Raw genomic sequence first — 22,348 nt, 5'->3', positions numbered from 1 at the left:
GTTTCGTCCTCTGAATGCGGTCCTTGCACACGCAAGTACCGCATCCAGAGGACGAAATGCGTCAGGTGCGCGAGACGTACTTCGCGGCCGCGGCGACGAACTCGCCCGCACGGGTCGCGAGGTCGGTCAGCGAGCCACTGGAGGTGAGCGCGTCGCCGACCAGCGGCGTGGCGGCCGCGACGGCGATCGAGCCGGCCTCGAGGTACTTCGCGACGTCGGCCAGGTGCACGCCGCCCGTGGGGACGAGCGGGATGTCCGGCATCGGCGCCCGGATCGCCCGCAGGTAGGCGATGCCGCCGACGGCCGCGATCGGGAACACCTTCACCGCCGCGGCGCCGAGACGCCATGCCTGGTCGATCTCGGTCGGGGTCAGCGCGCCGCAGATCACCGGCAGCCCGCGTTCGTGCGCGCGCTCCATGACCAGCGGGTTCACCGTCGGCGTGACCAGGAACGTCGCACCGGCGTCCGCCGCTTTGTCCACATCGGACACCTCGCGCACGCTCCCGGCGCCGACGTACGCGTCGTCGCCGAGCTTCTTCCGGATGGTCGAGATGGCGTCCGTGGCGCCCGGCGTGGTCAACGCCGCTTCGAGCACCCGCACGCCCGCCGCGTGCAGCACCGTCGCGGCGTCGGCGAACCGGCTCGCGTCCGCGGCCCGCAGGATCGCGACGAGCCGGTTTTCGATCAAGGTGTCCTGGAGGTCGTGCTGGATCATGCGGCGGGGACCGGCGCCTTCCCGGTGTAGGTCACGCCCGCCTCGTCGAAGTCCTTGAGCGCGGCGTCGACCGTCGGCTGCGAACCGCCGACCGTGAGGTCGAGCAGCACGCGCACGGTGAAGCCCGCCTTCGCCGCGTCGAGCGCCGTCGCGCGGACGCAGAAGTCGGTCGCGATACCGACGACGTCGACCTCGGTGACGTCGTGCTCCTTCAGCCACGCGTCGAGCGTCTTGCCGTCGCGGGCGTTGCCCTCGAAGCCGGAGTACGCGGCGGTGTACTCGCCCTTGGAGAAGACCTCGCTGATCGGGACCACGTCGAGCGCGGGGTGGAACGACGCGCCGGAGGTGCCCGCGACGCAGTGCCGCGGCCAGCTGTCCTTGAAGTCCGGCGTCTCGCTGAAGTGGTCGCCCGGGTCGATGTGGTAGTCGCGAGTGGCGACGACGTGCGCGTAGCCACCCTCCGCGGCCTGCTTGGAGATCGCTTCGGCGGCGGCGGCGCCACCGGGCAGGCCGAGCGACCCGCCTTCGCAGAAGTCGTTCTGCACATCGACCACGATCAAGGCGGTCCCCATGTGTTGCTCCTGAGTCTCTTTAGACGAATACGGTCGGGATGGCGGGCTCCCCGTGCGAGAGCTTGAGGCCTTCCCACGGAAGGCTCACCAGCGCCCGCCGAAGCCGCTGGCGCGCGTCGTCCAGCGTGGGCAAATCATCCACCGTCCGGCCGTCCCGGACCAGCGGAATCTGCAATTCGTGGTCGTTCGGTCCCCGTTCCGGGACCGGCGAGGCGGCCGTCCAGATCACCTCTTCGACGGCGGTGCCGGTCTCGCGGTGCCGCCGCAGCGCGGATTTCCGTCCGCCGCGGGATTCCTTGTGCGCGCTGCGCTTGGCGACCGGTTTGCCGTCGACCTCGACGAGCTTGTAGACCATCCCCGCGGTCGGCGCGCCGGAACCGGTGACGACCGACGTCCCGACGCCGTACGCGTCGACGGGCTCCGCCCGCAGCGCCGCGATCGCGTGCTCGTCGAGGTCGCCCGACACCACGATGCGGGTGTCCTTGGCGCCGAGGGCGTCCAGCTGCTCGCGGGCCTTGCGCGCCAGCGGGCCGACGTCGCCGGAGTCGATGCGGATCGCGCCGAGTTCGGTGCCCGCCACCCGGACGGCCGTTTCGATGCCCTTGGTGATGTCGTAGGTGTCCACCAGGAGGGTGGTGTCGGCGCCCATCTTGTCCACCTGCGCGCGGAACGCCTGCTCTTCGCTGTCGTGCAGCAACATGAACGCGTGCGCGACCGTGCCCCGCGTCGGGATGCCGTAGCGGCGCCCGGCTTCGAGGTTGGACGTCGTGGCGAACCCGGCGAGGTACGCGGCCCGCGCGGCGGCGACGGCGGCGTACTCGTGCGTGCGGCGGCCGCCCATCTCGATGATCGGCCTGCCGTGCGCGGCGCCCGACATCCGCGCCGCCGCGGACGCGATCGCGCTGTCGTGGTTGAGGATCGAGAGGATCAGCGTTTCCAGCACGACGGCCTCGCCGAAGGAACCGGTGACGGTCATGATCGGGGAGCCGGGGAAGTACAGCTCGCCCTCGGGGTAGCCGTCGACGTTCCCCGAGAAGGAGTAGTCCGCGAGCCACGAAAGGGTGGCGTCGTCGACCACGGCCGTCGCTTCCAGCTGGCTCAGCTCGGCGTCGGTGAACCGGAAGTCCGCGATCGCGTCGAGGACCCGGCCGGTGCCCGCGACGACGCCGTAGCGGCGGCCGTCGGGCAGACGACGTGCGAAGACCTCGAAGACGCAAGGCCGGTCCGCCGTCCCGTCGGACAGGGCGCTGGCCAGCATGGTCAGCTCGTAGTGGTCGGTGAGCAGCGCGGTGCTGGCGCCAGTGGCCGCCTCGGGGAAACCCATGGCACCAGCCTATTCACCCACATGGCCGGACCTGCCAGCCCGTACCGGATCGGGCCCGTGACACCATGGAGTGCATGTCCACGCCTGTCGCATCCGAGCAGACGCAGGTTGATCCACAGGGAGTAGAAGTCGTCTCTGAGGACAAACCCTGGCGGACGGTCGTCTGGAACGATCCGGTGAACCTCATGTCGTACGTGACGTACGTGTTCCAGAAGCTGTTCGGTTACAGCCGGGACCACGCGACGAAGCTGATGCTCGACGTGCACCAGAAGGGCAAGGCGATCGTGTCCTCCGGTTCCAAGGAGAAGGTGGAGACCGACGTCGCGAAACTGCACGCGGCCGGCCTCTGGGCGACCATGGAGCAGCCTTCATGAACGGATGGCGCCGCAAGGGCGAGACCATCGTCGCCGGGTTCGAGCAGCAGGAGGCCGCGGTGCTGCGCGGCCTGGTCAGCCAGCTGGAGGACATGCTCACCGCGCGCGCCGAGGAGGCGCCGCAGGACGAGCTCGCGGAACTCACCGGCATCCGCACCGGCCCGACCGAATCGCCGGACGACCCGGTGCTTTCGCGGCTGCTGCCGGATTTCCACAAGCTCGACCCGGACAACCCGACCCGCGAGGACATCGACTCGGCCGCCGCGATGCGGTCGATCCACGAGCCCGAGCTGCTGGACAAGAAGGTCGGCGTCGCGAAGATCGTGCTGGACACCCTGCCGCGTGACGGCGGGAACGTGCGGCTGACCTTCGAGCAGGCCGACGCGTGGCTGGGCGCGCTCAACGACGTCCGGCTGGCGCTGGACGCGGCGCTCGACGTCACCGAGGACATGCCCGACGAACTGCCCGAGGACGATCCGCGCGCGCCGCATCTCGGCGTCTACCACTGGCTGACCTGGGTTCAGGAGACCCTCATCCAGTCGCTGACCTCGTGATCACCGACGTTCCCGGCGTGCTGGTCGGGCACCACGAGCGGGTCGGCGACGGCTGGGCGACCGGGACGACGGTCGTGCTGGTGCCCGGCGGCGCCGTCGGGGCCGTCGACCAGCGCGGCGGCGCGCCCGGTACGCGGGAGACCAACCTGCTGGAGCCGGAGAACCTGGTCCAGCACGTCAACGCGATCTGCCTGTCCGGCGGCAGCGCGTACGGACTGGCCGCCGCGGACGGCGTCATGCGCTGGCTCGCCGAGCGGAACCAGGGCATCCCGGTGGGGACCCAGCCGTACGAGGTGGTGCCGATCGTGCCCGCCGCGGTGTTGTTCGACCTGCCGCGAAGTGACTGGGGAAACCGCCCGGACGCCTCCTTCGGCTACGCGGCGTGCCAAGCGGCCAAGGACGGCCCGGTGCCGTCGGGGACCGTCGGCGCGGGCGCCGGGGCGAAGGCGGGATCACTCAAAGGCGGGATCGGGACGGCCTCGGAGAAGGTCGGGGAGTTCACCGTCGGCGTGGTCGCCGCCGTGAACGCCGCCGGCGAGGCCGTCGACCTTTCGACTGGCCGCGCGTACGCGGCGGATCACGAGGTCGACGGCGAGTTCGGTGTCCGCTGGCCCGACCGGCCCGGCGACGTCGAGGCGAAGGCCGCGGGACTCAACACCACCATCGGCGTGGTCGCGGTCGACGCGGCGCTGTCCAAGGCGGAGGCGCGACGGCTCGCGGTGGCCGCTCAGGACGGCCTCGCCAGGGCGGTGCGGCCCGCGCACACGATGTTCGACGGCGACACGGTGTTCGCGCTGGCGACCGGCGACCGGGAGCTTCCCGGTGGAGCCGGTCCCGTCGCGGCGGCGCGGCGCGCGTTGGTGCTGGACAAGCTGTGCTCGGCGGCGGCGCGGGTGTTCGGACGGGCGATGGTGCACGGTGTGCTCTCCGCCACCGCGGCGGGCGACATGCGCGCGTACCGGGACGTCTGGCCCGAAGCCTTCTCCTGACCGTTCGAGGTGCCGAGTGGCGGCAATCTCAGAGTATGGACCGGCTCTGTCCAGCACCTAAGATGGGCGACGTGCTCCGGATCCGCCGTGAACTCGTCGACGAGATCGTCGCCCATGCCCGTCGTGACCATCCCGATGAGGCGTGCGGGGTGATCGCCGGTCCCGAGGGATCGGACAGCCCCGAGCGGTACATCCCGATGCTGAACGCGGCGCGCTCGCCCACGTTCTACGAATTCGACTCGGGTGATCTGCTCAAGCTCTACCGCGAGATGGACGCCAACGACGAGGTGCCGGTGGTCATCTACCACTCGCACACCGCGACCGACGCCTACCCGTCCCGCACCGATGTCTCGTACGCCTCGGAACCCGACGCGCACTACGTGCTCGTTTCCACCAAGGACCCCGATTCGCATCAGTTCCGGTCGTACCGGATCGTGGACGGGGAGATCACCGAGGAGCCCGTCGAGATCATCGGCTGAACCCGCCACGTCCGGGAATAACCCGGACCGGCCCGAACGTCTGCGTTGCAGAGAACCCACCGGAGGTAGAAAACCATGGCCGTGACCGTGTCCATCCCGACCATCCTGCGTACGCACACCGGCGGCGAGAAGTCCGTCGAGGCGACCGGCAAGACCGTGCTCGAGGTGATCGACGACATCGAGTCCCGCCACGGCGGCCTCAAGGCCCGCCTGGTCAAGGAAGAGAAGCTGCACCGCTTCGTCAACGTCTACGTCAACGACGAGGACGTCCGCTTCGCCGGTGGCCTCGAGGCCGAGGTCAAGGACGGCGACACCCTGACCATCCTGCCCGCCGTGGCCGGTGGCTGATCGATGGCTCGCTTCGAGTCGCTGCTCGACGCGCTCGGCGGCACGCCGCTGGTCGGCCTTCCCCGGCTTTCGCCCACCCACGACGTGCGGTTGTGGGCGAAGCTGGAGGACCGCAACCCGACCGGTTCGATCAAGGATCGCCCCGCGCTGGCGATGATCGAGGCCGCCGAGCGTGACGGCACGCTCCGGCGCGGCTCCACGATCCTGGAGCCGACGTCGGGCAACACCGGGATCGCGCTCGCCATGGCCGCGAAGCTCAAGGGCTACGGCCTGGTGTGCGTGATGCCGGAGAACACCTCCACCGAGCGCAAGCAACTGCTGCAGGCGTACGGCGCGCGGATCGTCTTCTCCCCGGCCGCCGGCGGGTCCAACGAGGCCGTGCGCCGGGCGAAGGAACTCGCCGAGGCCAATCCGGACTGGGTGATGCTCTACCAGTACGGCAACCCGGCCAACGCCGACGCGCACTACCGCGGCACCGGGCCCGAACTGCTCAAGGACCTGCCGACGTTGACGCATTTCGTCGGCGGCCTCGGCACCACCGGCACGCTGGTCGGCGTCGGGCGCTACCTGCACGAGGCGAAGCCGGACGTCCAGATCATCGCGGCCGAACCGCGCTACGGCGAGCTGGTGTACGGCCTGCGGAACCTCGACGAAGGCTTCGTCCCGGAGCTTTACGACGCGAGCGTGCTTAACGGCCGGTACTCCGTCGGCGCGTACGACGCGCTTCGCCGGACGCGTGAGCTGCTGGAGCACGAAGGCATCTTCGCGGGGATCTCGACCGGTGCCGTGCTGCACGCCGCGCTGGCCGTCGCCGAGAAGGCCGCCGCCGCGGGGAAGCCCGCCGACGTGGCCTTCGTGGTCGCTGACGCGGGGTGGAAGTACCTCTCGACGGGCGCGTACTCCGGCTCGCTCGACGAAGCGGCTCAGAGGCTCGACGGGCAGCTCTGGGCCTGACCCCCTCTGCACGCGCTATGAACGGTCCGTTCCTTGCAAAATTTGCAAGGAACGGACCGTTCATAGCATTGGGGGCACGGCACACGCGGCGCTGGCACGATGGCGGACATGAAGACCATCGGCCTGCTGGGCGGGATGAGCTGGGAATCGTCGGCCGAGTACTACCGGCTGGTGAACGAGCGCGTCCGTGAGCTGCGCGGCGGGTACCACTCCGCGCGCACCGTGCTGTACTCCGTGGACTTCGCCGAGATCGAGGCGATGCAGGCCGAGGGCCGCTGGGACGACGCGGGGCGGGAACTGAACCGCGCCGCACGCGCGCTCGAAGCCGCTGGGGCGGACTTCGTCGTCCTCTGCACCAACACGATGCACAAGGTCGCCGACCGGCTCACCGACGGTCTGGGCGTCCCGCTCCTGCATCTCGCCGATACGACGGCCGCCGCGATCAAGGCCGCCGGCGTCGAGCGCGCCGGCCTCCTGGGCACCGGTTTCACCATGGCCCAGCCGTTCTACCGCGAACGCCTCGCCGCGCACGGCCTCGACGTGCTCGTGCCGGACGAGGACGACCGCGAGACGGTGCACCGGGTCATCTACGACGAACTCGTCCACGGCGTGGTCACCGAGGAGTCCCGTGAGCGGTACCGCGAGGTCATCGCGAGGCTCGTCGAGGCGGGTGCGGAAGGCGTGATCTACGGCTGCACGGAGATCGAGCTGCTCGTCGGTCCCGAAGACAGCACGGTGCCCACCTTCCCTACGACGAGGCTGCACGCCGAAGCGGCCGTGGACTACGCGCTGGGCAAGGCCTCACTCCCTCCCGCGGTGTGACGTTCGTGCTGGGCGACCGCCTGCCGCCACAGCCTGTCCTGTTCGTCACCGGTGAATCCGCCACGAGCCACGCCGAAGACGTCCTCGATCGCCGTCCACCACTCGGCCGGTGATTCCAGCACGGTCTTGCCGCCCGGCAGACCGCTCAAGGTCAGCGCGCGCAGCGAATCCACTCCCTCCGCGTCACGCCGCTGCACCACCAGCGTGCGGACGAAGCCGGAAGTCGGGGACGTCGACAGCTCGACGTGCTTTTCGGCGAAGTCGGCCATCACGGCCGTCTCCGGCGCGAAATCCATCCCGGCGAAACTGCCCTGCGGGTCGTGGTCGAACCGCCAGCCGCCCGGCGTGATCTCCGAGGGCCGGAGCCGGAACACCAGCGGGCCTTGTTTGTACTCGCCCTCACGCAGCGGGAGCGGCTGGTGGATGCCGTCCCCGAGCCCGACGTCGACCAGCCAGCCGACCTCGGGCGCCTCCGGCAGCCCGGTCACCGTCAGGGCCAGGTGGTTGAGGTGGATCCCGGCCGCCTCACCATGGCCCTGCACCCCGCCCGGATGCCGGGTGACCTGGTAGCCGAGTGCCCGCAGCAGGACCGAAAACGTGCCGTTGAGGTGATAGCAGTAGCCACCGCGGCCCGCGGCGATCCGGCTGAACGACACCGCCGGATCCAGCGAGGTCACCCGGCCGAGCTGGACTTCAAGATCTTCGTACGGCACGCGTTCGACATGGGCCGCGTGCAGGCGGAAAAGGGCATCGAGGCTGGGCGGCTCGTGCTCTAGGCCGAGTCGCGCGAGGTAGGCGGGCACGTCGACGTGCTCGGAAGAAGGGAACCCCATGTGATCGACCGTAGCGGGCCCCACCGACAAATCAGGGTTCTCACGGAGGCGATCCCGCCGATCCGCGACGTAGCCTGAGGAGGTGACCACTTTGCCTCCCCAGCCGGTCCCGGCGAGCGAGTCGTCCGGTACGGATCCGGCCAAACGCGTCCTGCCGCCGAACCCGAGGGCCGCCGCGATCGTGGCGCTCGCCTTCACCGCGCTGCTCTACTTGGTCGAACTGGTCGACGTCGTGCTGCCGGCCGACCTCGATCAGAGCGGGGGCATCGTCGCCCGCGAGGTTTCCGATCTCGACGGCGTGCTCTGGGCGCCGCTGCTGCACGCGGGCTGGGGGCATCTGTTCTCCAACACCGTCCCGGTGCTGGTGTTCGCCTTCCTCGCGATGTCCGCGGGGATCGGCCGGTGGGTGCTGGTCACCGCGATCATCTGGGTGCTCTCCGGCCTCGGCGTCTGGCTGATCGCGCCGGGCGGCACGGTCACCGTCGGAGCGTCCGGCGTCGCCTTCGGCTGGCTGGCGTTCCTGCTGGTCCGGGGCATCTTCAACCGCGCGGTCGGGCAGATCCTGGTCGCCGTGGTGCTGCTGGGCATCTGGAGCGGGATGCTCTGGGGACTGCTTCCGGGTGACACGGGCATCTCCTGGCAGGGACACCTGTTCGGCGCGCTTTCCGGGGTCTTCGCGGCCTGGTTGATGGCGCGTGCCGACAGGTCCCGAGCCAGGAAAGCGACCGGCCCCGGTAGCCTCGCCGGGTGACCAAGCCGAGCGCCGACGCCCCGATCGGGGTCTTCGATTCCGGGGTGGGCGGGCTCACCGTCGCCAGGGCGATCCTGGAGCAGTTGCCCGGTGAGCAGCTGCGCTACGTCGGCGACACCGCCCGCAACCCGTACGGTCCGCTTCCCATCGCGACGGCACGCCAGTACGCGCTGGAAGCGCTGGACGACATCGTCGAAGGCGGGGTGAAGGCGCTGGTCATCGCCTGCAACACCGCCTCCGCCGCCTGCCTTCGCGACGCGAGGGAGCGCTACGACGTCCCCGTGATCGAGGTCGTCCTCCCGGCCGCGCGCCGTGCCGTGTCCGCCACGCGTTCGGGGCGCATCGGCGTGATCGGCACCGAGGGCACCGTCCGGTCCCGCGCCTACGACGACGCCTTCAACGCCGCGCAGGACGTCGAGATCACCAGCGTCGCGTGCCCGCGGTTCGTGGACTTCGTCGAACGCGGGATCACCACCGGGCGCCAGGTGCTCGGGCTCGCGCAGGGCTATCTGGAACCACTGCTGGACGCGCAGGTCGACACGCTGGTCATGGGCTGCACGCACTACCCGTTGCTGTCCGGGGTGCTGCAGATCGTCATGGGCCAGGACGTCACGCTGGTGTCCAGCGCCGAGGAGACCGCGCGTGACCTCGTGCGCGTCCTCACCGAGGCCGATCTCCTCGCCGAGCGCGACACCCCGCCGCGGCACGAGTTCGTCGCCACCGGATCCGCCGAGCCGTTCACCAGACTCGCTCAGCGGTTCATGGGCTTCGCTCCGGGTGTGCTGGCTCCCACCAGCGCCTAAAATCGCCGATTCCGTGCTTAAGGTGTCACAGTGCGTCTCACGATCCTCGGCTGCTCCGGCAGCATCCCCGGGCCCGACGCCGCCGCGTCCGGCTACCTGCTCGAGGCGGACGGGTTCGTCCTGGGGCTCGAACTCGGCAACGGGACGCTCGCCAGGCTTCAGGCCCTGCGCGACCCGTTCGACCTGGACGCGCTGATCCTTTCGCACCTGCACCCCGATCATTGCGCCGACGTCAGCGCGCTCACCGTGCTGCGCCGCTACCACCCGGCGCTGCCGTATCCGGCGAGGCCGCGGCGGCTCCCGGTGTACGGGCCGTCGGACGTGCACGAGCGGCTCGCCCACGCGTACGCCGCGAACGAGGACGAGCGGGCGATCACCGACCTTTCCGACGTCTTCGCCTTCGAGGCGCTGCGAGCCGAGCCCATGGAGATCGGGCCCTTCGAGGTCACCGCGGTCCCCGTCGACCATCCGACCCCTGCGTTCGGCCTGCGGTTCTCATACGGCGGCAAGACCCTCGCGTACACCGGTGACACGGGCGTCTGCGACAACCTGACCGATCTCGCCTGCGGAGCCGACGTCCTGCTGTCCGAAGCGTCGTGGACCGACTCGCCCGACAGGCCCGCCGGGGTCCATCTGTCCGGTAAGGAAGCGGGCGAGCTGGGACGCAAGGCCGGGGTGGGGCGCCTGCTGCTCACCCATGTCGCGCCCTGGACCGATCGCGACGCCGTCCTCGCGGAGGCGGCCGTCGCGTTCCCCGCGGCCGAGCTGGTCGAGCAGGGCGCCGTCTACCACCTCTGACGCGGGGTTCTAGAGTGGCGGCCGTGGCGAGAAAAGACGGCAGGAACGACGACCAGCTTCGCGACATCAAGATCACCCGCGGCTTTCAGCGGTGGCCGGCGGGATCGGTGTTGATCGAATTCGGCGACACCCGGGTGCTGTGCGCGGCGAGCGTCACCGAAGGCGTCCCCCGCTGGCGGGCCGGTTCCGGCCTCGGCTGGGTCACCGCCGAGTACGCGATGCTGCCGTCGGCGACCAACACCCGCAGCGACCGCGAATCCATCAAGGGCCGCGTCGGCGGCCGTACGCACGAGATCTCCCGGCTGATCGGCCGGTCCCTGCGCGCCTGCATCGACCTGGCGGCGTTGGGGGAGAACACGATCGTCATCGACTGCGACGTCATCCAGGCCGACGGCGGCACCCGCACGGCCGCGGTGACCGGCGGCTACGTCGCGCTCGCCGACGCCGTCACCTGGCTCGGCGCCGCGGGCCGCCTCGCCGACCCGCAGCCGCTTTCGTCTTCGGTGGCCGCGGTGAGCGTGGGCGTCGTCGACGGGCGGGTACGCCTCGACCTGCCCTACGAAGAGGACTCGCGCGCGGAGGTCGACATGAACGTCGTCGCCACCGACGCAGGCACCCTGATCGAGGTGCAGGGCACCGGCGAGGGCGCCACCTTCGCGCGGTCCACTTTGGACACCATGCTGGACGTGGCGCTCGCGGGTTGTGAGGAACTGACCCGTTTGCAGACCGAAGCGCTCGCGCTGCCGTACCCCGGCGAGCTCCCCGAGCCGCGTCCCGACAAGAAGAAGGGCGCCAAGTGACCAAGCTGCTCCTCGCCACCCGCAACGCGAAGAAGCTCGGCGAGCTTCGGCGAATCCTGGTGGCGGAAGGGATCGAGGGCGTCGAGGTCATCGGTCTCGCCGACGTCCCCGAGTTCCCCGAAGCCCCTGAAACCGCCCCGGACTTCGAAGGCAACGCGCTCGCGAAGGCCCAGGACGCGGCCGCCGCGACCGGTCTCCCGGCCGTCGCCGACGATTCGGGCATCGCCGTCGACGCGCTCAACGGCATGCCGGGCGTGCTCTCGGCGCGCTGGTCCGGCAAGCACGGCGACGACGACGCGAACCTGGATCTCGTGCTGGCGCAGCTGTCCGACACACCCGACGAGCGCATGGGCGCCGCCTTCGTCTGCGCGGCCGCGCTGGTCGTGCCCGGTGGCGACGAAACCGTGGTGCGCGGGGAATGGCGCGGTTCGCTGATCCGGGAACGCCGTGGTGCCAACGGATTCGGCTACGACCCGATTTTCGTGCCCGAAGGGGGGACGCGGACCTCGGCGGAGCTGGAACCGTCCGAAAAGGACGAAGCGTCGCACCGGGGGAAGGCGTTGCGGGCGCTGGTGGGAGAGCTGCGGAAGCTGGCGGGTTGACCGTCAGAGGATCTTCACGCCGGGCCCGAGTTCGTCGAGTCCGGTTACGCGCCCTTCCGGTTTTGCGTAGAGATTGATTTCGAGGTCTGCCAACGGCCTGACGTCGACGGCATCTCCCTCGTCGTCGGCGTAGATGTAGAGCGTCTTGAGCGTGGGGTGCGAGGCGAGTGGACCTAGGTCTCCAAGAGCGCACGACGAGAGAAAGAGCGACGTCAAGGGAAGACCGGCCAGCGGGGTCAAATCCTTCACGTCGGCGAAGCTTACGAAGAGGTACGTCAGGTTGGGGAATGACTCGGCGATCGACCGTGCGGTGATTCCCCCCTTTGGGTCACTGTATAGGCTTAGTGAGGCGATTCCGGGTATCGGCGGTGTGGCGGCCAATGCGCGACGAGAACAATCCCACATAGTGAGCCTGGTCAGCGAAGTCATCGAGATGAGTGCCTTGAGACTCGCGACCGATTGCAAGTGATCGAGTGACAGATCCTGCACTCGTGTTAGGCGGCCGAATCCACCCAGGCCGCGCCAGGGCGACGACCGGAAGATAGTCAGCACTTCTAGTGCTTCCAGATCTTTCAGAGCTTGCAGACCGGTGTACTTTTTGGCGAAGTACAGGCTGACCTCCGTCAATGCCGGATGGTCGGTTAATGAGGTCACGTCCACAACGGCGTTGTCGTCGAAGCTCATATTGAACGACTGGAGCGCAGGCAATCCCGAGAGCAGGCTGAGATCCGACTGTTCCTCGGAGCCGGGCAGCCTGACGGACAGGGCGTCGAGATGCCGAAGCCGTCCTGCGTACGGCACCAGCCTGCCGGCGTTGACCTCGAACTTGCCATTCTGCAAAGGCGAATCGGCCAGTACTTCCTCGGCGAAGCGTTCCGGATCGAAGTATTGCCAAGCCTCGCTGAGCTGCTTCTGGACCTTCTCACGGGGATCCTGGGCGTAGCTGCGCAGAAGCGGCAGAGCGTCATCTCCCGCGGTGAGGGTGGCCGCCCGGACGGTCGCGGCGGCGGCCGCTTCGCTGAGCCCGGCGGTGGCTTCCGGGAGATAGCGCAAGAGCCGAGGGCCGACAGACGCGAGCGATTGGGTTTCGCGAAGGTCGCGCGGCGGGACGAGGTGTTCCCGGATGACCTGTTCGACCCGTTCGATCACGGCCGGATCGACGTTGCTGACCGTTTCCAGGCAGGCCGCGGCGAGCAGGCGCAAGCGACGGGTGTGCTGCTGTTCGGAGTCCGCGCGGTCGAGGATCTCGGTGAGCAGCTTGTCGGCTTGGTGGTGCTTCGCGTGACCGCAGGCCATGATCACGGTTTCTCGCCAGGTGTCCCGATGCGCGTTCGCGATCAGGGCGTCCAGGTGGCGTGCCTCGGTGGCCTCGTTCGCGGCGAGGAATTCCTGGAAGGTCCGGTGCACGAAGTCCACCCGGCCACTCGTCGGCTCCCGTAGCACGCCGCTGCGTTCGAGGAGATGGTTCAGCACTTCTTCGGCGTCGTGGTCGACGTGCGGTATCCAGCGCAGCCGGTAGGCGATGTGCTCCAGGACTTCGTCCTTCGGCAGCTCGACTTTCCCACCGGAGGTGAGCCGCCAGGCGAGATGTCCGAGCAGGATCAGTTTTTGCTGTTCGGTGAGTAGCACGATGATGCTGCGCGCGGTGTCGCGCAGGTGCAGCAGCATCGACAACGCCTTGCGGTACAGGTCCATCCGGTCACGCGGTAGCTCCGAACGGTGTGCCCAGTTCAGCGCGCACAGCATCGAGCAAAGCAGCGGACTCGACGCCAGCGTGCGCAGATGCGGACGGTTGTTGAGCTGATTCAGCAACCGCCGCCGGGCGTCGTCGAGATCGTCGTCGGGGCGGACCGAAACCGCGGCCTCGTGCCATTTTCCGACGAGCGCGTGGATGTCGGTCGCGCTCATCGGTTCCAGCAGAACGGAGCCGAAACCTTCCTGATACAGCCACCGCTGATCGGCCGCCGCGCTCCGGGAGGTCACGACGAAACGTGCTTCCGGATAGGTCAGACCGAGTTCGTGGAGCCAATCCTTGACCTTCCGGCGGCGGGGAGGCTCGACCTCGTCGACGCCGTCGACCAGGATCATCGCCTTTCCGCTTCGCAGCACGCGGTCCGCCCAGTTCGCGGGCGCCCGTCCGGCGAGCGTTGGGGCGGCGTGCGCCACGAAGTGCTCGGCGCCGGGAAGATCGCCGGAGGCGAAGCTCCGCAGCCGGATCGGGAACGGGACGAATCCGTTCCAGGATGACAGCTTCCCGGTGAACCGGTCGCCCGCGGCGCTGATTGCGAGCCAGTTCAGGAGGGTGGTCTTTCCCGATCCCGCCTCGCCTCGGACCAGGGTCCGGTGCTCTTCCCCGATCGCGCTTTCCGCCCGCATGGTCGTCCCGTCGCGGCGGCTGGGGTGTTTCTCGAACCAGTCCTTCGGCCGGTCGTCTCGGCGCGAGCTCTCCGACGACACGGAAAGGCTGAGGTAGGCGACCGTCAGCGGCAGCGTCGGCTGGTCGTCTTTGGTCAGCCCGAGCAGATCGAGCCTGTCCAGCTTCCGGGCGATCAGGCTCAGGTACTCCGCCTTGAACTCCGCGTCGTGGTCGGTCCCAGCAGGTGCGGTGAGGCTCGTTTTCGGGATTCGAGCAAGGAGCTGGTCCAGCTGATCCGACTGTCGGGTCAGGCGTCCCAAGATCTCGGCGAGTGTCGTCGGCTGAAATGACGGAAGATGTCGCACCACCATCACCAGGTGGCGGCACGCTTGATCCAGCGCCAGTTCGTACAGATCCGCCGCCCGCTCGGCGAGCAGGGCCGAGCGAGCGGGGAACTGCTCGCGGACGCGCCGGGCCAGGAGTTCCGGGTCGGCGTCGTCCGCTAGGAGGGCTTCATCGGAGAGGTCGACCTTGCCGAGTGTGTCTTCTACGGCGAGGAACGCGGCGTTGATCTCGTTCTCGGGCAGAGTCGAGAAGCGTGCGGCGAGAACCGGCTTCAGCTCCTCAGCCACCTGTAGGCCGATCGTCTCCACCAGGTTCTCGAGCTTGCGATTCTCCAGCGGCCCTTTGAGTTCGTCCGCTGCCAGTTCGGCGAGGCTCGACTCGCGCTCAGTCTTCTTGCGCCGTCGCTGCAGCCACGACTTGGCCGCGTGCATGGCGATATTGCCGCCCAGTTTGAGAGCGGGTCCCTCCAGTCCCGTCATCCCGACGACATTACGCGAGCGAGAGGTCCCGCAGCAGCTTCGCGACGTGCCCCGTCGCCCGCACGTTGTACTGCGCCACCGCGATCTTGCCCTCCGGGTCGACGACGAACGTCGAGCGGATGACGCCTTCGTAGACCCTGCCGTAGTTCTTCTTCTCGCCGAAGGCGCTGTATGCCTTCAGGACGGTCTTCTCCTCGTCGGACAGCAGCGGGAACGTCAGGCCCTCCGCCTCGACGAACTTCGCCAGCTTCGCGGGCTTGTCGGGCGAGATGCCGAGCACCTGGTAACCGGCGTCGTTGAGCTGCGCGAGGCTGTCCCGGAAGTCGCACGCCTGCTTCGTGCAGCCCGGCGTGCCTGCGTTCGGGTAGAAGTACACGACGACCGACTTGCCGCGGAAGTCGCTGAGCTTGACGTCGTTGCCCTCGCTGTCGGGGAGGGTGAAGTCGGGCGCTTTGTCGCCGGGAGAAAGTCGCTGCTCGGTCATGACGCACACGGTAGCGAACCGGCGGCGTCAGACCTTTCCGCAGTACTTCGCGGCGACGGGCTCCGACTGGCTCGGCCGCACCTGCAGGCGCAGCCGCACCGGCCGGTCCGGAACGGCGAACGCCAGGTTCAGATGCACCGACCGGCCGGGCGCCACGTCCTTGCCGGCGTCCGCGACGCCGTTGTAGCCCTGCACCGGGTCGACGACCTGTTTGACCGACGTGGTCTCCCCGTCGACCTCACCCGTCACGGACAGTCCGGAGAGCCGGTATGTGCCCTCGCCCGCGTTGGTCACCTCGATGCCGAAGGCCACCGCGCGCGGGCTCTGCGGATACGCCGACGCGCTGGGGCGGAACGACTTCGGCGCGGAGACGGAGATCGTGACGCCGGTCGCGAACCGGTGCGGGGCGCCGAACGCCAGGTCGCCCTCGGCGTGTGTCGCGGCCAAGCCCTGCGCGGGGGCGTCCGCACCGAGCACGGCGGCACCTTTTTCCGGTGCCGGGACCCCGCACGCGGCCGCCAGCATCAGCGAGCAGGCGGCGATGAAGAGCTTCGGGGTGCGCGGGGGCGCCATGTGCGGTTACTCCAGTCGGAGGTGCGGGTGGGCCGTTCGAGGTAGGTATTAGTGCCGAAGAGTCCAGAGTGACGGTCTTCCGCAGCCGAGAGGAGCGGCACGGCCGGGTTGAGGCGCACCTGGTGTACAGCCGTGGCCGATCCGTGATCGGAAGGGCACGGCTAGTGACAGCCGTCACCTCGATGGCACATCCGCGCCGGGTCAGACGGCGAAGGCGAAGAACAGGATGAAGATCGCCAGACCGGACACCCAGGCCACGATCAGCCAGCCGAAATCGCGCATCGGATCGACCGCCCGGCTCTCCTCGCCCGGGACGTAGACGCCGCGCTCTTCGAACCAGTCCGCCCACCGGGTCAGCCAGCGAAAGGGGCTTCGAGACGCCATGGCTGTCACAGTACGGGCATGGGTGAGCCGAGTCAGCCATGGAGGGGCCGCCCGAAAGGGCGAACCGGACGAACCAGTTATCGCCCGCTAGGCCCTTTTGTCCAACTAGTTCACCCGTCAGGCTGTAAAGATGGCGCTGGGAATAGATATCTACAGTCGCTTTCAATCCGTTACCAATTGGCAGGCCGTCAAAAACCACGGCGTGACGTTCGTCTTCGTCAAGCTGAGTGACGGCGGCGGCCTCCCCAACGGCGGCCGCAACACCGGCGACGCGCTGGTGGCGGGCGCGAGATCCGTCGGAATCCCGGTGGGGGGCTATCACTACGCCCAGGCGAGCCCTTCGCCGGAGGCACAGGCGGACGTGCTGATCGGGGAGGTCCGGCGACTCGGGGCGACCGGATGCGTCCCGATGCTCGACCTCGAGGACAACCCGCCGGGTTCGGGGGCGCCGAACATCCCCGACTCGCGCAAGCGGGACTTCTCGATCAGGTTCTGCAATCGCGTGGCCGGGCACGGCTTCCGGCCCGGTATCTACATGAACAACTCGCTCGCCAAGATGCTGCGCCCGGATCAGTTCGGCGTGTCGAACCTCGTCATCTGGATCGCGCGCTACGGCGCGAAACCCGATCCGGCCGCCGGTCGGTACGACATCCACCAGTATTCGGACGCCGGCCACGTCCCCGGCATCCGCGCGAGCGCGGTCGATCTCAACGAGTCCTACACGAACGCCCACTTGACCGGCGGCGGCGCCGCCCCGAAACGGAAGGCGACGACAGAACTCATGGAACGCAGGACCATTCCGGCCAGCCCGTCCGTCACGTCCGTGCGCTTGTTCCTCTCCGGCAGCGAGACGGCCGCGATCATCGTCCGCCCGCGGGTCGACGGGGACGGCATCACCGACGCGCCCGTGTGGCAGGGCAACATCTACGCCTGGGGAAGCGACAAGGTCGGCGTCGGCGGGAATCCCATGCAGACGCCCGGATTCAACCCGAAGACGGTTTCGCACCGGCGGTACCACCTGCCGGGCGCGGTGTGGGCCGACTTCGAATACAGCTCGAACGTGGAGTTCGAAATCGACATCGTCGGCTGAGGCCGCAGTACATGAAGGCCCCCTTCCTTGCGCCTGGCTACAGGAAGGGGGCCTTCATGTCATGATGAGCGCATGACGAGCTTCCGAAAGGCCGATGCCGCGTAAGCCGCCCGCTCGGGTCCGGCAGGAGTTCTCGCCCGCGCTGCGGCGTCTGGGAGTGTTGCGGCGATCCCTGGCAGGCGAGGGAAATGCTCGAAGGCGTGCTTCTCGCCCTCCCCAGGCGGTCCGCCGCGGAGCTGCGGCGGCACATCGACGACGAGTGGTGACCCCTCACCGGGCCGCGTCACGGACGGCGTCCACGATGAACTGGTAACCCGTGCACCGGCACAGATTCCCCGAGATCGCCTGCCGGATCTCGGTGTCCGTCGGGTCCGGATTCTCCTTCAGCAGTTCCGCAGCCGTCGCCAGCATCCCCGGCGTACAGAAGCCGCACTGCAGCCCGTGGTGCTTCCGGAACGACTCCTGCAGCGGATGCAGTTCGCCGTCCGACGCCAGCCCCTCGACCGTCACGATCTCCGAGCCGTCCACCTGCACCGCCAGCAGGCAGCACGCACGTGCGCTCGCCCCGTCGAGGGTGATCGTGCACGAGCCGCAGACGCCGTGTTCGCAGCCGACGTGCACCCCGGTGAAACCCAGGTCGTGGCGCAGGAAATCGGCCAGCGTCCGCCGTGGTTCGCAGTCGGCGCGGTAGGTCCGGCCGTTCACCGTCAGGGTGACCGTGATCATGCGTCCTCCTTGGCTCGCGCGAGGGCCCGCCGGGTGAGTACCGCGGCCATCTCGCGCCGGTAATCGGCTGGAGCGTGGAGGTCGCCGGGCGGATCGGTCGCGGCGGCCGCGAGGTCCGCGGCGCGAGCGATCGCCTCGCCGGTCATCGGGCTGCCGGTGAGCGACTCTTCGGCGGCGGTGGCCCGGATCGGTGTCGGACCCGCGCCCGCGATGGCGATTCGCACGGATTCGCAGACATCGCCCGTCATCGTCACGGTCGCGAAGACGGCGACCAGTGCGAGATCGCGACTCCGCCTGCTCAGTTCTTCGACGGCCCAGCCGCCTCGATGCGACGGCACCGAAATCCGCGTCAGCAGCTCGCCCCGGCCCAACGCCGTCCGATGCGGGCCGAGGAAGAAATCCCGTGCCGCGACGATCCGTTCGCCGGCCGGTCCGTGGACGGCGAAATCGGCGTCGAGCGCGACCATCACCGCGGGCAGTTCCGCGGCCGGATCGGCGTGCGCGAGACTGCCGCCGATCGTGCCCCGGTTCCGGATGGCCACGTGCCCCACGTGGCCGAGCGCCTCGGCGAGAAGGGGGACTTCGGACCGGACGACGGCGGACGTCTCGACCGACCGGTGCCGGGTGAGCGCGCCGATCTCCAGCCGCTCGTTCTCCTTGCGCAGGAAGGAAAGTTCGTCGAGCCGGTTGATGTCGACCACCAGCGAGGGCCGCGCCTGACGCAGGTTCAGCAACGGCACGAGACTCTGTCCGCCTGCCAGCACCCGTGCGTCCGGGGTGCCCAGAGCTTCGATGGCCTCGTCGAGCGACGAAGCCCGCAAGTACTCGAACGGCGCGGCCTTCACCGGGCCGCTCCCCGCTTCAGCGCGGCCAGCAGCCGCGGCGGCGTGATCGGCAGCGAGGTGATGTCGACGTCGTGTTCGCGCAGCGCGTCCTCGACGGCGTGCGCGATCGCCGCGCCGCCGCCGATCACGCCCGCTTCCCCCATCCCCTTGAACCCGCCGGGAACGTGCTCGGCGGGAGTCGACATATGCGACACGGAGAACGGCGGGATCTCGGTCGCGGTCGGCAGCAGGTACCCGGTGAACGACGTCGTCTCCATCCGCCCGTCGGCGCCGTAGATGAGTTCCTCGTACAGCGCACCGCCGATCGCCTGCGCCGCGCCGCCGTGCAACTGCCCGTCCACGATCTTCGGGTTGATGACGGTGCCGCAGTCGTGCGCGATCAGGTAGTCCAGCAGTGTCACGACGCCGGTCTCCTTGTCGACTTCGGCGAGGACGGCGGTGCAGCCGAACGAGGTCGCGACGTTGACCGGGTCGTAGACCTCGCGTTCCTCCAGCGTCGGCGTCTCGTCCTCGGGCCAGACGCCGTTCAGCCGCCGGTAGGCCGCGTCGCCGATCGCGGCGAGGGTGACTTCCCTGCCGGGTACGCCCTTCACCGAGACGACACCGTCCTGAATGGACAGATCGTCGGGCGAGGCCTCCAGGATGTGCCCGGCCACCCGCAGGATCTTCGCCCGCAACCGGGTCGACGCGTTCAGCACGGCCGCACCACCGACGGCCGCCCCGCGGCTCGCCGCCGTGCCGTAACCGGTGTACGGGCAGCTTTGGGTATCCCCGGAGAGCACCGTGACATGGTCGAGCGGGACACCGAGTGTATGCGCGGCCACCTGCGCCAACGTCGTGTGGATGCCCTGCCCGATCGCGGACAGTCCGGTGTGGACGGTCACGTGGCCGGTCGAGTCGACCCGCACGACCTCCTCGTCGAACCCGGAATGCCCCAGTCCGGCGAGGTTGATGATCCTGCTCGGCCCGAACCCGGTCAGTTCGTTGTGGAACGCGTATCCGATGCCGACACCGTCTCCGCGCCGTTCCGCCCAGCCCGCGTCTTCGACGGCCTTCAGGCAAAGATCGAGGCAGTCCTCGTAGCGGCCGCTGTCGTAGACGAACACCGGGCCCTGGTACGGGAACGCTTCCGGTGGGATGAAGTTCTTGCGCCGCACCGCGTGCGCGTCCATGCCGAGCCGTTTCGCCAGCTGCTCCACCAAGTGTTCGTGCACGAAGTTCGCCTTCGGCAGCCCGTAACCGCGGAACGATCCGTACGGCGACCGGTTCGTCATCACGGCGACGAGGGTCAGTTCCGCGTTCGGGATGGCGTACGGCCCGGTCAGCAGCGCGGTCGTCGTCCAGCACGGGCTGGCACCGACGGTACCGAGCACGCCGCCGAGGACGCCGTACACGGTGGCACGCAGGCCCGTGATCGTGCCGTCGTCCTTGGCCGCGAGTTCGACGTCGATCTTCTGCTCGCGAGAGTGCGCGTTGGCGACGAAGCTCTCCGCGCGGTCCTCGATGAGCTTGACCGGTTTCCCGGTGCGCCGCGAGAGGATCGCCGCGACGACTTCCTCGGCGTAGAAGTCGAACTTGTTCCCGAAGCCGCCGCCGACGTCGGGCGTGCGCACGCGGATCCGGTCCATCGGAAGCCCGAAGACCTCGCCGAACAGCTCGCGCGCGAGGTTGGGCGCCTGCGTGGCGAGCCAGACGTCGAGCCGGTCGGTGAACGGGTCCCAGGTCGCCACCACGCCGCGCGTTTCGATCGGCGTGCCCATCTGGCGGGCGAACCGGAACGACTCGGTGAGCACGACGTCGGCCTCGGCGAACGCGGTGGCCACGTCACCCATCGGGATGGTCCCGGTGCCGGCGATGTTGTCCGGCCAGTCCTCGTAGAGCTTCGGCGCGTCGTCCGCCAGCGCCTGTTCGAGCGTGCCGGCGGCCGGGAGTTCCTCATATTCGACTTCGATCAGTTCCAGCGCGTCTTCGGCGGTCGCCCGGTCCTTCGCCGCGACGGCCGCGACGCCTTGGCCGTGGTAGCGCACCTTGCCGATGGCCAGGGCGTGGGTCTCCGGCGTCCGCATGTCCGGCAGGTTCGACCAGATCACCGGCTGGGGTGTCTTCGTGAGCGCCCGGACGTCCTCGCCGGTGATCACGGCGAACACGCCGGGATGGGCTTCCGCCGCCGTGGTGTCGACGCGCAGGATCCGCGCGTGCGGCAGGGGACTGCGGAGGACGGCCGCCTCCAGCATCCCCGGCGGCCGTACGTCGTCGATGTACTGCGCCCGCCCGGTCAGCAGGCGGACGTCCTCCTGCCGGGTCACGCTCGCGCCGATCAGCCCCATGGCCTCACTTTTCCGTACCGAGGGCCCCTCGCGCATCGTGCACACGGGTCATGGCCTCCCGATCGGACACCGGGAGCCACTGCCGCTCCGGATCGAAGGGCCGGTACGTGGAGCGGACGTGCTCGATCAGCCGCGGCAGCGTGGGATGCCGGTTCTCGTGCCGCCACAGCAGCGAGAACGGGTACACCGGCGTCGGATCGACGAGCGGGATCTGGACGACGTCCGGATGCCAGGGCAGGTGCATCTTCGCGCCGACGAAGCCCAGCCGGTCCTTCGACTCGCTGAGCACCTCGATGTGATGTTCGAGCCCGAAGTTCGGTCCGTCGGTGTCGACCAGGATGCCGAACGCCGGGCACAGCTCCGCCCAGAACTCCGCCCACTCGCTGGCCCGCGCGTTGTAGGGCATCCAGGCCGTCAGTCCTTCGAGTTCCGCCATCGCCACCCGTCGCCGCCGTGCGAGCGGGTGCCGCCGCCCGACCAGCAGATTCGCCGGTTCCAGATAGGCGGGCGTGCGACCGATCCCCGGGGCAGGCGCGGTGCTGACGCGCGCGAAGGCGGCATCGACGGACTCGGGCAGCACGGACCGGCGCACCGCGCCCAGCCCGGGCGTGACGAGTTCCAGTTCGTCGTCGTGGCCGGCGTGGAACGCCCGGATGACCTCCATGGTCGCCAGCCGCGTGCCGAGGACGTCGACGCGCAGGGGACGCCGCCTGCCCTGAAGACGCTCGACGGCTTGGTCCGCGAGGCTGATCAGCGCCCGGGCGTGCTTGAGGAACTCCTCGCCGTCTTCGGTCGGCTCGGCGCCTCCGCGCGTGCGCGATAGCAGCCGCACGCCGAGATCGGTCTCGAGCTTCGCGACGCGTTTGGAGACCGCCTGCTGGCTCATGTCCAGCCGGATCGCGGCCTCGCTGAAGTACCGGTCCTCGGCCACCGCGACGAAAGCGCGCACCGCGCCCAGATCCAGTTCCACTGTGCTCCCTACAACTGCTGGTTGTCACCGATCGCGTGTCGCTTGTTGGAC

25 protein-coding genes are annotated in these 22,348 nt (G+C 69.1%); 13 read left to right on the top strand and 12 right to left on the bottom strand.

All coding sequences use genetic code 11. The annotated features are described in order from the left end of the window. Window positions 1–61: 61 nt before the first annotated feature. Genes DMC61_RS13955 through DMC61_RS13945 form a run of 3 tightly spaced genes read right to left on the bottom strand, consistent with a single transcriptional unit; the run spans window position 62 to window position 2,611 of the window. Window positions 62–715, bottom strand: a complete 654-nt coding sequence (locus tag DMC61_RS13955; RefSeq protein ID WP_125689637.1) for a bifunctional 4-hydroxy-2-oxoglutarate aldolase/2-dehydro-3-deoxy-phosphogluconate aldolase — start codon at window positions 713–715, stop codon at window positions 62–64. Next, window positions 712–1,287 (bottom strand): isochorismatase family protein, encoded by a 576-nt coding sequence (locus DMC61_RS13950; protein ID WP_016336791.1) that lies wholly within the window; start codon window positions 1,285–1,287, stop codon window positions 712–714. Before DMC61_RS13950 ends, DMC61_RS13955 begins: the two co-directional genes overlap by 4 nt. A gap of 19 nt (window positions 1,288–1,306) precedes the next feature. Further along, window positions 1,307–2,611, bottom strand: coding sequence for a nicotinate phosphoribosyltransferase (locus tag DMC61_RS13945; protein WP_016336790.1), 1,305 nt, complete (start codon window positions 2,609–2,611; stop codon window positions 1,307–1,309). A 74-nt stretch (window positions 2,612–2,685) separates the two neighbouring features. Here DMC61_RS13945 and clpS point away from each other — a divergent pair, with 74 nt between their 5' ends. The 7 genes from clpS (at window position 2,686) to DMC61_RS13910 (ending at window position 7,131) form a co-directional block, all read left to right on the top strand. Continuing rightward, the gene (gene clpS / locus DMC61_RS13940; protein ID WP_005165655.1) at window positions 2,686–2,985 is read left to right on the top strand and encodes an ATP-dependent Clp protease adapter ClpS; all 300 of its coding nucleotides are present in this window, start codon (window positions 2,686–2,688) and stop codon (window positions 2,983–2,985) included. Then, complete coding sequence (locus DMC61_RS13935; protein ID WP_125689636.1) at window positions 2,982–3,539, top strand: DUF2017 domain-containing protein; 558 nt, start codon at window positions 2,982–2,984, stop codon at window positions 3,537–3,539. Before clpS ends, DMC61_RS13935 begins: the two co-directional genes overlap by 4 nt. Continuing rightward, complete coding sequence (locus tag DMC61_RS13930) at window positions 3,536–4,528, top strand: P1 family peptidase (protein WP_125689635.1); 993 nt, start codon at window positions 3,536–3,538, stop codon at window positions 4,526–4,528. Before DMC61_RS13935 ends, DMC61_RS13930 begins: the two co-directional genes overlap by 4 nt. A 62-nt stretch (window positions 4,529–4,590) precedes the next feature. Continuing rightward, window positions 4,591–5,007 (top strand): Mov34/MPN/PAD-1 family protein, encoded by a 417-nt coding sequence (locus tag DMC61_RS13925; RefSeq protein WP_016336788.1) that lies wholly within the window; start codon window positions 4,591–4,593, stop codon window positions 5,005–5,007. A gap of 75 nt (window positions 5,008–5,082) precedes the next feature. Further along, entirely contained in the window at window positions 5,083–5,355 is a 273-nt protein-coding gene (locus tag DMC61_RS13920) for a MoaD/ThiS family protein (protein ID WP_007028262.1), read from the top strand. 3 nt (window positions 5,356–5,358) lie between these two features. Then, a complete protein-coding gene (locus tag DMC61_RS13915; protein ID WP_016336787.1) occupies window positions 5,359–6,309 on the top strand; it encodes a PLP-dependent cysteine synthase family protein in 951 nt (316 codons plus the stop codon). 108 nt (window positions 6,310–6,417) lie between these two features. Next, window positions 6,418–7,131 (top strand): aspartate/glutamate racemase family protein, encoded by a 714-nt coding sequence (locus DMC61_RS13910; protein ID WP_125689634.1) that lies wholly within the window; start codon window positions 6,418–6,420, stop codon window positions 7,129–7,131. Here the strand turns inward: DMC61_RS13910 and DMC61_RS13905 are convergent. Further along, the gene (locus DMC61_RS13905; protein ID WP_125689633.1) at window positions 7,092–7,964 is read right to left on the bottom strand and encodes an arylamine N-acetyltransferase; all 873 of its coding nucleotides are present in this window, start codon (window positions 7,962–7,964) and stop codon (window positions 7,092–7,094) included. The two genes, DMC61_RS13910 and DMC61_RS13905, sit on opposite strands and share 40 nt — an antisense overlap. A gap of 82 nt (window positions 7,965–8,046) precedes the next feature. On the opposite strand from DMC61_RS13905, the gene DMC61_RS13900 reads away from it, so the two are divergent. The 5 genes from DMC61_RS13900 to rdgB are packed head-to-tail and all read left to right on the top strand — an operon-like array spanning window position 8,047 to window position 11,718. Then, entirely contained in the window at window positions 8,047–8,715 is a 669-nt protein-coding gene (locus DMC61_RS13900) for a rhomboid family intramembrane serine protease (RefSeq protein WP_043848347.1), read from the top strand. Next, entirely contained in the window at window positions 8,712–9,518 is an 807-nt protein-coding gene (gene murI / locus DMC61_RS13895) for a glutamate racemase (RefSeq protein WP_007028257.1), read from the top strand. Before DMC61_RS13900 ends, murI begins: the two co-directional genes overlap by 4 nt. A 30-nt stretch (window positions 9,519–9,548) precedes the next feature. Continuing rightward, the gene (locus DMC61_RS13890) at window positions 9,549–10,316 is read left to right on the top strand and encodes an MBL fold metallo-hydrolase (RefSeq protein WP_125689632.1); all 768 of its coding nucleotides are present in this window, start codon (window positions 9,549–9,551) and stop codon (window positions 10,314–10,316) included. Between the two features lie 23 nt (window positions 10,317–10,339). After that, window positions 10,340–11,116: a ribonuclease PH gene (rph, locus tag DMC61_RS13885; protein ID WP_037342521.1), complete on the top strand. Its 777-nt coding sequence runs from the start codon at window positions 10,340–10,342 to the stop codon at window positions 11,114–11,116. Continuing rightward, entirely contained in the window at window positions 11,113–11,718 is a 606-nt protein-coding gene (rdgB, locus tag DMC61_RS13880) for an RdgB/HAM1 family non-canonical purine NTP pyrophosphatase (protein ID WP_125689631.1), read from the top strand. Before rph ends, rdgB begins: the two co-directional genes overlap by 4 nt. A gap of 3 nt (window positions 11,719–11,721) precedes the next feature. Here rdgB and DMC61_RS13875 read toward each other — a convergent pair whose 3' ends face one another. From DMC61_RS13875 to DMC61_RS13860, 4 genes are all read right to left on the bottom strand, one after another. Further along, a complete protein-coding gene (locus DMC61_RS13875) occupies window positions 11,722–14,898 on the bottom strand; it encodes an NACHT domain-containing NTPase (RefSeq protein WP_125689630.1) in 3,177 nt (1,058 codons plus the stop codon). Window positions 14,899–14,908: 10 nt separating this feature from the next. Then, window positions 14,909–15,382 carry a thioredoxin-dependent thiol peroxidase gene (gene bcp / locus DMC61_RS13870; protein WP_016336780.1) on the bottom strand — a complete coding sequence of 158 codons (474 nt, stop codon included), beginning with the start codon at window positions 15,380–15,382 and terminating at the stop codon, window positions 14,909–14,911. Window positions 15,383–15,409: 27 nt separating this feature from the next. Beyond that, window positions 15,410–15,955, bottom strand: a complete 546-nt coding sequence (locus DMC61_RS13865; RefSeq protein WP_016336779.1) for a hypothetical protein — start codon at window positions 15,953–15,955, stop codon at window positions 15,410–15,412. Between the two features lie 201 nt (window positions 15,956–16,156). Then, window positions 16,157–16,339: a hypothetical protein gene (locus DMC61_RS13860; RefSeq protein WP_007028251.1), complete on the bottom strand. Its 183-nt coding sequence runs from the start codon at window positions 16,337–16,339 to the stop codon at window positions 16,157–16,159. Window positions 16,340–16,469: 130 nt separating this feature from the next. Between DMC61_RS13860 and DMC61_RS13855 the strand changes: the two genes are divergently transcribed. Beyond that, complete coding sequence (locus DMC61_RS13855) at window positions 16,470–17,429, top strand: glycoside hydrolase family 25 protein (RefSeq protein ID WP_255431507.1); 960 nt, start codon at window positions 16,470–16,472, stop codon at window positions 17,427–17,429. A 270-nt stretch (window positions 17,430–17,699) separates the two neighbouring features. Here DMC61_RS13855 and DMC61_RS13850 read toward each other — a convergent pair whose 3' ends face one another. Genes DMC61_RS13850 through DMC61_RS13835 form a run of 4 tightly spaced genes read right to left on the bottom strand, consistent with a single transcriptional unit; the run spans window position 17,700 to window position 22,297 of the window. Further along, window positions 17,700–18,155 (bottom strand): (2Fe-2S)-binding protein, encoded by a 456-nt coding sequence (locus tag DMC61_RS13850; protein ID WP_125689629.1) that lies wholly within the window; start codon window positions 18,153–18,155, stop codon window positions 17,700–17,702. Continuing rightward, a complete protein-coding gene (locus DMC61_RS13845) occupies window positions 18,152–19,000 on the bottom strand; it encodes a xanthine dehydrogenase family protein subunit M (protein WP_125689628.1) in 849 nt (282 codons plus the stop codon). The genes DMC61_RS13850 and DMC61_RS13845 overlap by 4 nt, the downstream gene beginning before the upstream one ends. After that, window positions 18,997–21,327, bottom strand: a complete 2,331-nt coding sequence (locus DMC61_RS13840; RefSeq protein WP_125689627.1) for a xanthine dehydrogenase family protein molybdopterin-binding subunit — start codon at window positions 21,325–21,327, stop codon at window positions 18,997–18,999. The genes DMC61_RS13845 and DMC61_RS13840 overlap by 4 nt, the downstream gene beginning before the upstream one ends. Window positions 21,328–21,331: 4 nt before the next feature. Next, complete coding sequence (locus DMC61_RS13835) at window positions 21,332–22,297, bottom strand: LysR family transcriptional regulator (protein ID WP_125689626.1); 966 nt, start codon at window positions 22,295–22,297, stop codon at window positions 21,332–21,334. Between the last annotated feature and the right edge of the window lie 51 nt (window positions 22,298–22,348).

The sequence above is a fragment of the Amycolatopsis sp. WAC 04169 genome, from assembly GCF_003947535.1.
Taxonomy (GTDB): domain Bacteria; phylum Actinomycetota; class Actinomycetes; order Mycobacteriales; family Pseudonocardiaceae; genus Amycolatopsis; species Amycolatopsis keratiniphila.
Note: the sequence above shows the minus strand (reverse complement) of the source record. Positions and strands in the feature narration are given on the sequence as shown.

Bases quoted from the DNA above. Each gene is read 5' to 3' on its own strand.
- DMC61_RS13955 (WP_125689637.1), bottom strand. From the start codon at position 715: ATGATCCAGCACGACCTCCAGGACACCTTGATCGAAAACCGGCTCGTC.
- DMC61_RS13950 (WP_016336791.1), bottom strand. From the start codon at position 1,287: ATGGGGACCGCCTTGATCGTGGTCGATGTGCAGAACGACTTCTGCGAA.
- DMC61_RS13945 (WP_016336790.1), bottom strand. From the start codon at position 2,611: ATGGGTTTCCCCGAGGCGGCCACTGGCGCCAGCACCGCGCTGCTCACC.
- clpS (WP_005165655.1), top strand. From the start codon at position 2,686: ATGTCCACGCCTGTCGCATCCGAGCAGACGCAGGTTGATCCACAGGGA.
- DMC61_RS13935 (WP_125689636.1), top strand. From the start codon at position 2,982: ATGAACGGATGGCGCCGCAAGGGCGAGACCATCGTCGCCGGGTTCGAG.
- DMC61_RS13925 (WP_016336788.1), top strand. From the start codon at position 4,591: ATGGGCGACGTGCTCCGGATCCGCCGTGAACTCGTCGACGAGATCGTC.
- DMC61_RS13920 (WP_007028262.1), top strand. From the start codon at position 5,083: ATGGCCGTGACCGTGTCCATCCCGACCATCCTGCGTACGCACACCGGC.
- DMC61_RS13915 (WP_016336787.1), top strand. From the start codon at position 5,359: ATGGCTCGCTTCGAGTCGCTGCTCGACGCGCTCGGCGGCACGCCGCTG.
- DMC61_RS13910 (WP_125689634.1), top strand. From the start codon at position 6,418: ATGAAGACCATCGGCCTGCTGGGCGGGATGAGCTGGGAATCGTCGGCC.
- DMC61_RS13905 (WP_125689633.1), bottom strand. From the start codon at position 7,964: ATGGGGTTCCCTTCTTCCGAGCACGTCGACGTGCCCGCCTACCTCGCG.
- DMC61_RS13875 (WP_125689630.1), bottom strand. From the start codon at position 14,898: ATGACGGGACTGGAGGGACCCGCTCTCAAACTGGGCGGCAATATCGCC.
- bcp (WP_016336780.1), bottom strand. From the start codon at position 15,382: ATGACCGAGCAGCGACTTTCTCCCGGCGACAAAGCGCCCGACTTCACC.
- DMC61_RS13865 (WP_016336779.1), bottom strand. From the start codon at position 15,955: ATGGCGCCCCCGCGCACCCCGAAGCTCTTCATCGCCGCCTGCTCGCTG.
- DMC61_RS13860 (WP_007028251.1), bottom strand. From the start codon at position 16,339: ATGGCGTCTCGAAGCCCCTTTCGCTGGCTGACCCGGTGGGCGGACTGG.
- DMC61_RS13855 (WP_255431507.1), top strand. From the start codon at position 16,470: ATGGCGCTGGGAATAGATATCTACAGTCGCTTTCAATCCGTTACCAAT.
- DMC61_RS13850 (WP_125689629.1), bottom strand. From the start codon at position 18,155: ATGATCACGGTCACCCTGACGGTGAACGGCCGGACCTACCGCGCCGAC.
- DMC61_RS13840 (WP_125689627.1), bottom strand. From the start codon at position 21,327: ATGGGGCTGATCGGCGCGAGCGTGACCCGGCAGGAGGACGTCCGCCTG.